Origin of the sequence: Actinomyces sp. 594 (assembly GCF_019325145.1) — a bacterium.
Taxonomy (GTDB): Bacteria; Actinomycetota; Actinomycetes; order Actinomycetales; family Actinomycetaceae; genus Actinomyces.
Map to the genome: position 1 here is coordinate 1 of NZ_PIZC01000008.1, position 12762 is coordinate 12762.

Annotated in this window: 12 protein-coding genes; 3 read left to right on the forward strand and 9 right to left on the reverse strand. The window is 65.0% G+C overall.

Going from position 1 to position 12762, the window contains the following annotated elements; genetic code table 11:
• Positions 1 to 182 precede the first annotated feature (182 nt).
• From GZ998_RS00435 to GZ998_RS00470, 8 genes are all read right to left on the reverse strand, one after another.
• Positions 183 to 602 (reverse strand): DUF4913 domain-containing protein, encoded by a 420-nt coding sequence (locus GZ998_RS00435; RefSeq protein ID WP_219108287.1) that lies wholly within the window; start codon positions 600 to 602, stop codon positions 183 to 185.
• On the reverse strand, positions 599 to 2398 hold the full coding sequence (locus GZ998_RS00440; protein ID WP_219108289.1) for a type IV secretory system conjugative DNA transfer family protein: 1800 nt from the start codon (positions 2396 to 2398) through the stop codon (positions 599 to 601). The genes GZ998_RS00435 and GZ998_RS00440 overlap by 4 nt, the downstream gene beginning before the upstream one ends.
• Positions 2395 to 3978, reverse strand: a complete 1584-nt coding sequence (locus GZ998_RS00445) for an ATP/GTP-binding protein (RefSeq protein WP_162679182.1) — start codon at positions 3976 to 3978, stop codon at positions 2395 to 2397. Before GZ998_RS00445 ends, GZ998_RS00440 begins: the two co-directional genes overlap by 4 nt.
• Positions 3975 to 5483 (reverse strand): SCO6880 family protein, encoded by a 1509-nt coding sequence (locus GZ998_RS00450; RefSeq protein ID WP_219108291.1) that lies wholly within the window; start codon positions 5481 to 5483, stop codon positions 3975 to 3977. The genes GZ998_RS00445 and GZ998_RS00450 overlap by 4 nt, the downstream gene beginning before the upstream one ends.
• Positions 5470 to 7158, reverse strand: coding sequence for a hypothetical protein (locus GZ998_RS00455; protein WP_219108293.1), 1689 nt, complete (start codon positions 7156 to 7158; stop codon positions 5470 to 5472). Before GZ998_RS00455 ends, GZ998_RS00450 begins: the two co-directional genes overlap by 14 nt.
• A gap of 4 nt (positions 7159 to 7162) precedes the next feature.
• Positions 7163 to 7942, reverse strand: a complete 780-nt coding sequence (locus tag GZ998_RS00460; RefSeq protein WP_219108295.1) for a hypothetical protein — start codon at positions 7940 to 7942, stop codon at positions 7163 to 7165.
• A gap of 443 nt (positions 7943 to 8385) precedes the next feature.
• Positions 8386 to 8685: a hypothetical protein gene (locus GZ998_RS00465; protein ID WP_238994291.1), complete on the reverse strand. Its 300-nt coding sequence runs from the start codon at positions 8683 to 8685 to the stop codon at positions 8386 to 8388.
• Positions 8685 to 9317, reverse strand: coding sequence for a DUF6668 family protein (locus GZ998_RS00470; RefSeq protein ID WP_219108297.1), 633 nt, complete (start codon positions 9315 to 9317; stop codon positions 8685 to 8687). Before GZ998_RS00470 ends, GZ998_RS00465 begins: the two co-directional genes overlap by 1 nt.
• A 221-nt stretch (positions 9318 to 9538) precedes the next feature.
• Between GZ998_RS00470 and GZ998_RS00475 the strand changes: the two genes are divergently transcribed.
• Positions 9539 to 10120, forward strand: a complete 582-nt coding sequence (locus tag GZ998_RS00475) for a hypothetical protein (protein WP_219108299.1) — start codon at positions 9539 to 9541, stop codon at positions 10118 to 10120.
• A gap of 5 nt (positions 10121 to 10125) precedes the next feature.
• Positions 10126 to 11592, forward strand: coding sequence for a peptidoglycan DD-metalloendopeptidase family protein (locus GZ998_RS00480; protein WP_308807123.1), 1467 nt, complete (start codon positions 10126 to 10128; stop codon positions 11590 to 11592).
• A 99-nt stretch (positions 11593 to 11691) separates the two neighbouring features.
• On the opposite strand, the gene GZ998_RS00485 is transcribed toward GZ998_RS00480, so the two are convergent.
• On the reverse strand, positions 11692 to 11829 hold the full coding sequence (locus GZ998_RS00485) for a hypothetical protein (protein ID WP_219108301.1): 138 nt from the start codon (positions 11827 to 11829) through the stop codon (positions 11692 to 11694).
• A gap of 318 nt (positions 11830 to 12147) precedes the next feature.
• On the opposite strand from GZ998_RS00485, the gene GZ998_RS00490 reads away from it, so the two are divergent.
• Positions 12148 to 12762, forward strand: a 615-nt coding sequence (locus GZ998_RS00490; RefSeq protein ID WP_219108302.1) for an AAA family ATPase, incomplete at its 3' end; no start/stop codon positions are given.

Here is a 12762-nt window from a genome sequence, read left to right on the forward strand (position 1 = left end):
CCAGCACAAACACCAACCCAACCACCGCCGCCCGCATCCGCCAAACCCTGGGCATTAACACTCCCAGATACACGCCCCCGCACCGAAACCGCCCCAACACCACCAACACAAACGGACCGGAGCGCTGACACCACTAGCAGACCGCTTCAGCGAGCCGCCCCAAGCCAGTCCACCATGCTAATTCAGTCGTCGAACATGCCGGGCGGCGGAGCCACGTACGGAAGCGGATCGCCCTTCTTGGACAGATTCTCATCCCCCAAAGCAGCGGTTGAGAACGGCCCATCCGGATCCATCAGCACGGCCATGTGGTAGTCGGCGTGATCGCGCCACCAAGTACTCATGCCCGTCGTCGGATCGAGTCGCAGGTACTCCCAGGCCCGCCACAGCGCCTCCAGCCGGGCTACGGCCTCCTCATACTGCCACCATCTTGCGGCCCAGCAGCGGTGTCTGCCGTCGATCCGCCGCCGGTACATGTTGCGTAGGAAGTCGCGCACGAACTCGTCGACATTACCGAAGTAGGGCTGAAACTCCTCGGCGCCTCCGCCCGGTCCACCGGTTTCAGCGAGCGCCGCCTGACCCGTTAGCAATTCACCTTCGCTCATGACGTCTCCTTCTCCTCGACATTGGCTTCGACAACAGCCAATTCGCTGTCCGCTTCCAGGATGGTTCGCTCGGCCCGCGGGTCATGAGCGGCGATTGATGCCCTCACTGCGTCTGCATGGGGACCGGACATCCAGGGGGTGGTGCGGATCAACGTGGGTCGCGCACCGGATGCGAACACGACCGCACGTCCCTTCGGCAGGGCGGCAAGGTCGGCGACGTCGAGGATGCGCTCTCGCTGCAGCTGGCGGGAGACGGTGCGTTGCGTTCCTCGAGAGTAGGAGGTTGAGGACGATACGCGGTCGTAGTCGCCGACCATCCGGGAGAGGTCTTCCAGGAATGCCGCCTCGGCGACACCCCCTCCGTACACCTTGATGTTCGACGCGCTCCACAGTTTCTTCATTCCTGCCTCGCCCCACACTTCCACGCCCTGAGACCAGGACTGCAGGATCGTCATCAAGACGATTCCGCGTGAGCCGTAATGGCTGTACAGGTTCGGGAGTTCGCGCCAGCGGCACACGTTCGCGGCCTCGTCGAGTACACCGAGCAGCGGGGTGCTCAGGCGTCCGCCGGGGGACCTGGCCGCCATCTCTTCGGCCGCTTCGACGACGGCGACGGTCAGGGCCGTCACCAGGGGGCCGGCGGTGCCGCGCCCTTCTTTCGATAACGAGTAGAGCGTGCCGTCGCCATCGCGCACGAAGTCCTCGGGAATGAACTGCGGGCGGGGGTCTACCGCGCCCTGTGGGGTGACCCAGCGCGCGACCTGACGGTTGGTCAGGCATGAGGCCATCTGCTGAGCGGTGCCGAACACGCCCCCACGCTGCTTGTCGGGGGCGGTGACCACCCCGGCCACCTGGTCAGCGGTCAGGTTGAATCCGTGATCACGCAGGATGTCCACGGCCGTCTCGTCCGTGGGACGGGTGAGCCAGGTGTAGACATCCGTGATTGCGCGGTGGTCGAGTGCAGCAGCCAGCAACAGCCCTGCGAGGAGGTCCTGTCCGGCCGGGTCGAAGTAGGCGTCGGTACGGGCGCCCGGATCGCGTGAGCCGGAGGCGAAGTGCTCAGCCAGTTTCGCCGCGCGCACCTCGTCGGTGACGTAGCTCAGCGGGTTCCACCACCAAGTGGGTTCCTCCAGGGCGATGCCTTGAGGGTCAAACACCCACACCTGGCCAGAGCCCTCACGCACGTCCCGAGTCGCGTCGACGATGTCACGCTTGTTGGAGGTAACCAGCACGGCTCCCGGCGCATCCAGGATCGCGGGGACGGCCCGCGAGGTGGTCTTGCCGGTGCGCGGTCCCCAGATGTCGATGTGCATGTCCTCCCATGAGCCGTAGAGCACGTCGCCGCCGTTGAGGGCACGGCCGATCGGCACGCCCGGGGTAGCCGCGACGCCCAGGCGCCTTGCCGTCGCCTGAGCGCTCTTCCGAGTCAGGGAGTCGACGTCACGCCCCCGCCCCATATAGTTGGCGGCACGGTCCACGCGTGAGTGACGACGCCGCAGACGACGCACGCCCAATCCCACCAGGGTGCTGAACGCGATGACAACGACTCCGATACCACCCGTCACCCACCAACCGGCGGATCCGGGCCAGGGCAAGTCGCCTCCGAGCAGACCGAAGGCCACGGCGAAGGGGTTGCCGGGTACTTCAAGTCCCGTGCCCGCCAAACGGTGCCCCAGGTGCATCGCGGCATATACGACGCCCACCACAATGGCCACCAGGACGATAGCTACCCACAGGAGAATGACCTCGCCGGACATGCCCCCAGGGTCGCGACGGCGGTTACTAGCGGTACTCATTGGTCTACTTCCTCCTGGACCGGAACTGCGGATTCGGATCGTCTGCCCACGCGCGACTGCTCGTGCCAGAGCCTGTTGGTGTCGTTGATGGACAGCTCCGTGGCTGTGAGTTGGACGTTTACGGGGATACCCGGACGGCCGCCGACTTTCACAAGGAACTTGCCACGGCCAGGAGGCTCTGCCTCGCGGCCGGTGGCCGGGTCCCAGGCGGGCGGGTCCTGCCAGCCGATGAGCATTTCTTGCTCGGCACGGGAGAATGGCACTGCGGCCGTGAGTTGAGGCATCTCCGCCGACGGCAGTCCGCCGCATATCACCATCCCCGAGCGTTCCACGAACCCCCGGGCCTTCATCCGGTCCTCCTCGTTGGCCAGGGCGAGCAGGTCGCTCATGGTGTGGGAGATCATGGCCATGCCGACTCCGCGCTGGCGATTCAGACGGGTGAGGGCGTCGACGCGGTCGACCATTCCGCGGCCGGCGCGCAGGGCCCGCCATAGTTCGTCCAGAATGACGAAGTAGTGGCGGCGCGGCTCAAGTCCGGCATCAGCCAGTGCGTTGGCGACGTTGACGGTGCCGAATCCGGCCGACCAGCAGGCCAGCAGTGTGGCTGCCTGTAGATCCATCTCCGAGTCGTCGATCGCGGAGACGTCGTAGACAACCGGGGCGTCTCGCCGCATCGGATTGGTGGTGGGACGCGCAAAGGTCTCGCCCAGGCGGCCGCCGCCCACCAGGCCAATGAGGGAGGCCTCGAGGTTCTCGGTGATGGCCTGGTAGCGGGCGTCGTCGCCGCGGTCGAGCGCGACTGCGCGCACCTCTGCCGGCCCTTCCTGGATCACGCGCAGCAAGTCGCCCAGGACGGGGACGCCGTCGTGGTGGGCATCCAGGTACTTCAGTGCCCGGTCGATGATGGTCTCTTCACGGTCGGTGGGTGGCGAGGAACGCAAAATGGTGAGCAGGGCAGAAACCATGGTGTGCCGGCGGCCGTGCGCGTCGGCCAGTACCTGCGCTGCCTCACGCGTGTAACCGGCCTGGCGCAGCCGAGCCGCGGCTTCGGCAGCCTCGCCTGGATCCAGGATGTTGAGGTACCCCCGACCACGCCCAAGGGTGATTACCTGCCCTCCCAGGGCCTCAATGAGGTCGACGTAGTCCGGCTTGAGGTCACCCAGGACCAGCGGCATGACGCCGTATCCTGCCAGGCCGGTGGCCATTCGGCGCACGATGGTGGACTTGCCCAGTCCGGGCTTGCCCAGCACGAATGCGCTCGGGTTGGAGATCAGCTTGGCCCGCTGGAACCAGGAGATCGGGTCGCAGCACAATGTGGCGCCGGTGTGGATGTGGCGCCCGAGGGGCACCCCAACCATGGGTGTGCCGGTGCCGATCGCGTACGGCCACAAACCGCACACCTGCACGGTGGTGCCCCGCCACTCGTCGGCGGCCTGCACGTAGCTGGAGGAACCGCGTCCGCGCCCCAGCCAGCCGCGCATAGGCGGCCGCTGCGGGCGTACCTCCCGCTTGCGCTCAGCCGGCTTCCGCTTCCGCTTACCGAGTAGCTGGCGCTGCTTGCGTGACGATTGCTCGCTCATAGCTTGTCCCTCAGCTCGGCCGGAACCTTGATGTGCTTCGGCAGCACCAACCCCAGGGGCAGGGCTGCCGCGAACGCGGAGTCCTGCGAGCCGTACACGGGTCGCAGCCGCAGGCGGGCGGTGGCCGCAAGGTTGTCGATGGCGGCGCGTGCGTCGGCCTCCTTGTCCCGATCGGCGACAGTGGCCGTTACCAGCATGCCGAACTGCGTCAGGCCCGCTCCAGATGCCTCCTCCTGGGCGGTCGCCGCAGCCGCCCGCACTGCGAGGCTGTCGCGGGCCGCGGGCTTGTCCGTGGAGGTCATCCGGAACTCAGCCGCACGCAGGTCCGCTTCCACGATTGCGGCAGCACGTGCTGCATCAATGGGTCGGTAAAGGAGGGTCACACGCTTGCGGTCGACGTCTCGGTGCGGCGCCAGCAGCCGCGCGAGGATGCCAGACTGCACATTGCCGCGCGGCGCTTGCGTCATGGACCAGGTGCACGAATAGGCGCTGTCATGCCGGTAGCCGTCCCAGGAGGCCTGGGTGGCGGTAGGGCCGACGTCGGGCCATGAGAGCTCGGGCACCTCACCTGCCGCATGCGCCTCATCAATCAGTGTGGCCGCGGCCGGATCGTAGGCGACCCGGATGACCTCGCACAGCTCCTGGGCGGACAGTGGGTGGGCAGCGCCCGCCCCGGTGGCCTGCAGGCCGGCCGTCAGCCCGGGCAGACGGGCCGCCAACTCACGGGCCATTTCCTCGGCCTTCCGTTTGCGACCGCCGGATCGTGGGGCAGCGCTGAAGGTGACGGCGACGAAGGCTCGCACGGTGGAGGAACCAGCCGGGTAGCGGTCGACGACCTCACGCAGCATCTCACGGGCGAATGCGGGCGACTCCGGATCGATGCTGGTGCTCACCTCTCGGCGCAGTCGGGTACCGGAGTCGGGCGCGGTCTCAATCGTCACCGAAGCGGCTTCGATCCCAGGCTCATCGCCCAGATTCGCCAGCCAGTGCCCCCAGTCTGCGACCCAGATGTCGATTTGCTCCTGATCAACCAACGCCGCGCCGTCGGGCTCGGCACCGATGACCACCGAGTACGAGCCTGTGGCCGGGGTGTACAGGAGGGCGAACTCGCGTCCGTAGGAGTCCCTGTGCTCGCTCAGCCGGGTGGGAGCAGCAAGCCCGGGCAGCTGGTAGGTACCCCACAGCGTGCGTCCCAGCGGGCCCGAGCGGTAGATGGTCAGGCCCCGCGAGCGCGCCGACCACCAGGCGATGCGCGCTCCGCCTCGGGAAATCAGGCTCTTGCCGTGGGCGTCTTTGGTCAGTACCGCCAGCATGAGCACGCCCAGGAGCGCGGCGACTCCCAGCGCGTGCAGCAGGTCGGAGACCATTACGGTGATCACCACGATGATCAGTCCGGCCAGCAGCAGGCCCGTGCCCACTGAACCGAGCCCGAGAATTCCGGGGGATGCGGGCCGCTGCCAGTTCCCGTAGGTTCTCGGTCCACTGCGCGTCTCAACGGCTGCCATCCGGACCACCTCCTTCACCGGTTGCTGCATCGCCGAGCGACTGCGCCGCACCCACCGCCGTATCCATTGCCTTCTTGCCCACATCAACAGCGACGCCGGCGGCGATTCCGATTGGGCCGGCGGCCGCACCTGCTGCGGCTGCTCCACCACCGGCAGCGGCTCCACCGGCGGCAGCACCGCCTCCAGCTGCTCCACCACCGGCGGCAGCGCTTCCGCCTCCCGCGCCCGCACCTGCCGTACCCGCTCCCTTACCTCCGGCAGCGCCGGCACCTCCACCCGATTTGCTGCCAGCCGTACCAGACTGCGGTGCGCCATCGGCCTGCCCTTGCCGACTCATCTCGCCCTGACCGCCGCCAGTGGGCGCCTGCGTAGACGTGCCGGACTTTCCATCGGAACCGCTCCTACCGCTAGCGCCCGAGGGGCCATCAGAACCCGAGGAGCTGCCGGAGGCCAAGCGTCCCAGCTGAGCAGCACCGCTAGGCAGCGAAGCCAGTGCACCGGCCGCCAGTGCGCCGCCACCGGCACCCGCAGCCATCGAGCCGACCATGGGCGTAACGAAGCGCATGAGTGCAGGCATGGCGAAAAGCGCCAGGATCATCAGCATGAGACCCGTAAGCACAGCCAACAGCCCGCTGCCATCATCCTTGAACACATCTGTACCTGCAAGCTGGAAAGCGGTGGCGTAGATGATCGCAGCGGCGGGTTTGTACAGGACGAAGGCCACCAGCCAGGAGACGCACTTCTTGAACCAGCCCTTACCCATCTCCGTATTGGTGAAGGATGCCGCGAGCGGCAGGATGCCCGTAAGAATGACCAGCATCCCGCTGCGCGCAACCATCAGCACCACCTGGAACGCGGCGGCTAGGACGGCTATCAGACCGAGAATAATGATGAGCATCGGCCCCAAGGAACCGACCGACTGCCGTGTAGTGAACGCGAGTAGCACCAGCATGTTTTCACCGAAGCAGGTAGACCCTGCCTCGGATACCCTGCAGTCCAGGGAGCTGTCGATGATCCAAACCGAGAACAGGTCGGCCGACCGGATCAGTATGCTGACCACAGTCACCCCGGCACCCGCGACCACCACCAACGTCAGCAGACTTTTCACCACTTCACGACCCGGCTCCGCACGCTGCTCCCACGCCATACGCGCACCGCCGACGATCACGGAGAGAATTGCTGTCGCGCCCATGTACCACCACAGAGCCGATTGAAGGAACAGCGCCGCTCCGCCGACGCGGCTAGGCCGGGTAGGAATGAATCCGCCCACCAAGGCGCTAGCGCCGGATATCAATACGACCGCGCATAGGATGAGGCCCACCCTCCCGACGGCCATCACACCTTCTCCGGCCCGCATACGCGTGGCGATCATGGCACCCAGTATCAGCAACGAGAGTATTGCGACCGCAAGACTGACCCACACCACATAGTCCATGACCCTCTCGAGATTGAGACTATTCGGCGGGATCTCATCTGCCGATATAGCGGACTCAATACCACCAGAGTCCGTCAAGTCCGGCGTGCCGACATTAACCCAGATCGTTCCCAGAGACGCAATCGTCTTACCGAACGCTTCCATTACGGCAGTCGCCAAATTGTCAATCGTGTTTCCGAGCGTACTGGCAGCCAAATTTCCCAGCCGACAGCTCCATTCGGTGAAATCGCAGTCAGCCACAACGCTACTCTCCCCAGAGCATATATCCAGAAGTATCCGGTATCGACACAATATTGACAGGTTCAGCCACGTCAGAATCTATTTTCCAGTCCCCAGCGCTCCACTTCAGTTGATATACACCAGACGCCGTAAGACTCATCCCATCTACGACACCACGCACTGCGATATCAACTCTCGCGATGTCGCCATCATACTCTAGGAGCCGGAATCCAATTATCGACATGCGGACATGTTCGTATGTATCTCCTGAGCCTGTATCTGCTAGCAATTCGTCGCGGTACGGGCCATCGGCCACGACATAGTCAAGCCACGCACCAGCAGCGCTAGGATCAGACCCTTGAGAAACAGCATTAGCTGCCGCGAACACCGCCCCCGCGGGTGATCGTTGGAAGCAATAGCGATAACCGGAATCAGCGGTCGCACCGGGACCATACTGCTCAGAAACAGGATAGGCTACGGTTCCTTGGTAGTCCCAGTAGTCAACGTCGGGCGCCTTCGCGAGGCGGGCACGCTCCGTCACCTCACCAGTTAGCCCGCACACGCTCGTGCTGGCTGAATCCTCGTTGCTTGCCGGAGGCTCCGGGGACGCAAAGGGCGTTGGCGCCAATGTTGTCGATACCGCCGAGGCGCTCTCCGGCGCGGGGTCGTCACGCAGCACATTGGTCACGCCCACCACGATCCCAAGCACCGCGATCAGCACGACGACCAGCGCGGCAGCGATGAACCCCGGCCGGCCGAACGCACCGTGCTCGCTGTTCTTTGCGTTGTTATTTTCACTCGTCACTGTACTTAACTCCTCGCTCATAGTCTTGTATTCAGGCGGACAGGGCTCATGAGTTGTGTCCGCTCACCATACTCAACTCAGGGCTAATGATGACATCACGCCGCCACGTGATATACCCCGACGCAGCGGGAAGCGCCGCAAGAATAAACGGCGCACTTTCGCTGGCGTCGGCCTTCCATTCCCCGCCCTCCCAAATTAGAGAATAGATGATCGATGGCGTCACCCCGGTGGATCGTTGAAAACAACAGCGATAGCCGGAACCAGCAGTGGCACTGAGACCGTATTGCTCAGAGACGGGACAGGCAATGTCTCCTTGGTCTTCCGAGTAGTCGACGTCGATCGCCTTCGCAAGGCGACCCTGCCCCATGACTCCACCGGACAGTCCGCACACGCTCGCGCCGGAGACGCCGGCGCCTTCGGCTTCCTCTGAGCTGGCCTGCCCCTTAACTGACGAGGAACCCGACGAGCGAAGCGGCCGCAGAGATCACGATAACGCCTCCGAGCGCCATACCGATCTTGCCAACGTGTTCTCCGCCCTCGCCCCGACGCGACTGAATTGCCATCAGCGCACCGGCAACGAACAAGCCGAGTATGCATACCGCCAGGGCGATCCACTTCGCCCACCCCATGATCGAGGTGAAGCCCTCGGTGCCAGGCGGCTGGACCGGCTCCGGATCAGGAAGATCGAGAGGCAGTGACAACATGGCCTCGGTCATGACCTGTGTGACATGTGCAATAACCATCAGTGTTCCTTTCGTTCGCCGACGCCATCGGCGTCCACATCGGTTGTGTTGATCAGCAGGTGCAAGTCCTTGATGAGCCGCCTCACAGCTCGAGGCGACTCCGTCTGCTCGGGTGGCTCTCCCAATCTCCATGCCTCCACCCAGGGCAACTGCCAGGCACGGGGCACGCCGCCACCTACCACCTGCGCGAGGTCCCGCAACGGTCGCGGCAGCCGGCCCGGTGCATCGGCGATGATCACCAGACCGAGGAGCTCAACATACGGGACTGCACCCGCAGCCCACTGGGTGGCTGCGCTCTGAGCAGCCTGCAGTCCGTAAGCGCTGGACCGCGCCACGAGCACCACGCGCGCACGCTCGTTGTCCGGCGGCCGGGGCCAGCAGTGTCCGCCGCCCCGCCACTCGGGCACCAGCGCGGACAGGGTCGACTCGCCTGCTCCTCCGTGCGCCCCCACCCACCACAGAGCGACGTCACCCGGGCGGTCACAGGATGGGAGCTGACCACGCTCGGGCGCAGACACGTGTTCCTGCGGAGCGGCAGGCCCAGTGAGCGCAGGAGTCTCGTCCGAAACCGGCGCTTCCGGCTCTGGATCGGGCTTCTTCTGCGCGAGCCACGGGTTGGTAGTGTACGGCACAGGAACATGTCTCCTCGGTAATGATTCGACCAATGTAGCGGGATGATGGCAGCGAGTGTACACACTCCACCAAATAACAACAAGGTTGACAAGATCACTGTAATATAGTTTGCTATAGCACAACGTTACCCAGATATCGTAGCGCCAACTTGCGCCTACCAGCATGCGGACAGCCTCGGCGCCCCGACGGCCAGTCCGCGCAGCCACAGGGAGGATCACGCATGGGAGAACTGACATGGACCCCTTCGCGCCTGCTGCTGCCGCTTGCGGCGTTAGCGGCCATCGTCTCCGGATGCAGTACGGATGCCCCACCTGAGGCAACGTCCAGCTCCACAGCGACCACGCCGGTACCGACATCGCCCTCTGTCACCGCGACTGATTTCAAGCGCCCCGATCCGAGTCAGTTCACTCTCGCCCCCGAGGGTTCGATTGACGAGGACACCGGCCAGACCATATCCCCAGACCCCGCCGTGTGGGACGATGCTTCGCGCGAGGCTGCGATCGACGCGGCAGAGGCGGCCCTGGAAGCGTTCGCACACCCGGAACTCGACTATGACACCTGGTGGGCAGGCCTGGACCCGCACCTAACCCAGGAGGCCGCCGAAGTCTACGTGTACGTCGACCCCGCGAACATCCCCGTGCACGAGCTGACTGGCTCCGGATCCATCATTGAGGACGCCAGCGCCTATGTGGCGACTGTGAAGATTCCCACCGACGCCGGCCGCTACGACGTCCTGGTAATCCGCACCAGCGGCAGCGCCCCGTGGCTGGCCAATCGCATCGTGCCGGTCGAAGAGGCGTAGCAGTAGTGGACCAGAAGTCGACTACCGCTCTCATCATCGTCTGCCTGGTACCAGTTATGGTTCTGCCCCTGATCATCAGTATTGTGCTGCTGGGCGGAGACGACGACTCAGACACCTGCACTCCGGTGAGCTCACAGGCGGGCGGATCAGTCAACCTCGGCTCGGTACCGGAGGGGCCAATAGCCGGATACGGTCACGAGCAACTCGTCAACGCCGCCTACATCATCCAGGCCGGATATGACCTCGGGCTGACCACACGAGACCAGACCATCGGCGTGATGACTGCCATGGCCGAGTCAGGACTGATGGTGCTCGATTACGGGGACGCAGTGGGCCCGGACTCCCGCGGTCTGTTCCAGCAGCGCGCCAACGGCGCCTGGGGCAGCGAGGAGGACCGGATGGACCCGTACACCTCCGCCACAAACTTCTTCAGGGCGCTCCAAAGTATTGACGACCGTGAGTCACTTGCGCCCACGCTCGTAGCGCACCGCGTCCAGGCCAACGCCAACCCGTATGTCTACGAGTCTCACTGGCCGGCCGCCGTCACCGTCGTCGAGGGCCTCAGCGGCGTCCAGGGCATCAACGCCGCCGAAGCCGCCCAGGGCTCCAACCAGTACGCCCTCGGCGACGTTCAGCCGCAGACGGCGATTGTTGCGAACAAGGTCGGGCCGATGTTCGGCATCAAGACCGTAGGCGGATATCGAGATGCGACGAGCCCCTACGACGACATGACCTATGGTCACCCCGCCGGCCGCGCTCTGGACTTCATGATCAACGACCTTCCCGACGGCAAGGCCGTGGGCGACCGCTTGGCCGCCTACCTGCAGGAGAACGCCGAAAGCCTCACGGTCTACTACATCATCTGGCAACAGCGGATCTGGATGGCCGGGGATCCACCCGACGCATGGAAGTTGATGGAAGACCGTGGTAGCGACACCCAGAACCACATGGACCACGTACACCTGTCACTAGACGTCTCAGGAGAGGTCAGCGTCCCCGCAGCAGACGATTCCTGCACCACCAAGAGCAGCACGACCTCGACCACCACGGTGAGTCATGACGGTTGGGCCTCGCCCGGCGCAGGCCCGGTGACCAGCTCGTACGGCATGCGCGTTAATCCGGTTACCGGTGTCTATCGCCTACACGCCGGCACCGACCTAGGTGGCGGCGGCTGCGGCGGCCCCATATGGGCCGCCCAGTCCGGAACCGTCACCGTGGCGGGAATGGTGGATGGCACGGGCATAATCACCATCGATCACGGCGGCGGCGTGGAGACTTCGTACCTGCACATGTACGAGAACGGCATCCAGGTCAGGGCGGGCGACAAGGTGACTGCCGGCCAACAAATCGGGCTGGTCGGCTCCTCCGGGAACTCCACCGGATGCCACCTGCACTTCGAAGTCCACCTGGACGGTTCCCCCACTGACCCGGTGCCCTACATGGCCCAAGTCGGAGTAACGCTGGGCGACTGATAACGACGGAACGGAGACAAGACTATGACTGAACAAACTAAACCCGCCGACTGGCCGCGCGTGGAGGCGATCATTAACGCCGATGGCACGGCAGAAGTGTCAATCGGTGGACGGGCACATCATTTTGCCGCCGACAGCATCGACGCCGCTCGTCCCGAAGTGATCGCGCTGATCGCGCAGCACGCCGCACAACTCGGCCGCCCGCTGCGAGCCGTGACCAACGATCCGGACGGTCAATGGCCCCTGATCATCCACGCCGACGGCGTCGTCGAGAACGACCCAACCACACCGGCCCGGCCCCACTCACGCCCTCAAACCGCGTCGGAACCGACAGCTCAAGTGGAACCAACGTCTCAACAGACAACGGTTCCACATACACAACCCGAGCCGGCGTCCCCGCCTGAGGCATTGACTCAGCCGCCCGCCCCATCAATGCCCGTCTCTCCCGCTCCTGAACAGGCACCGCGACCGCGGCAGTCCTTCCTGGTGCGGGAGCAGACCGAGGAGCCCGCGACGCAGGGATGGCGAGGAGTTGCCGCACGGCTAGGAATCCGCGTGGGCCCCAGCGAGACCGAGCGTGCCGAACGGGCCGATGTGCAGGCAGTCAGCCAGCACTGGCCGGGCCCGCGCACGATCGCGATCGTCAACGCCAAGGGAGGAGCCGGCAAGACCCCGACTACCGTGCTACTCGCCGCGGTGTTCGCCCGCTACGGCGGTGCCGGTGTGCTTACCTGGGACAACAACCAGACCCGGGGAACCCTGGGATGGCGCACCGAGCAAGGACCACACGACGCCACCGTCCTGGAACTGCTGCCCCAGGTTGACCGGCTCCTGGGCACCGGAGCCCAGTCCGCCGATCTCGCCCACTTCGTGCATCACCAAACCCGAGACCGCTTTGACGTGCTTCGCTCCAAGCCCACCGCCCTATCGGCGGACCAGCGCGTGGACGCCTCGGATGTGGATGCAATCCATCAGGTCGCCTCAAAGTACTACCGGCTGATCTTCGTCGACTCGGGCAACGACGAATCCGACCCCATGTGGCTGCGGATGATCGACCACACCGACCAGCTGGTGGTCGCTACTACCACCCGTGACGACCACGCCGAAGCCGGCGCCCTACTGCTCGAGGCCCTCACCAACCGGGACCAGCACGGCGCCGACCTCGCCCGG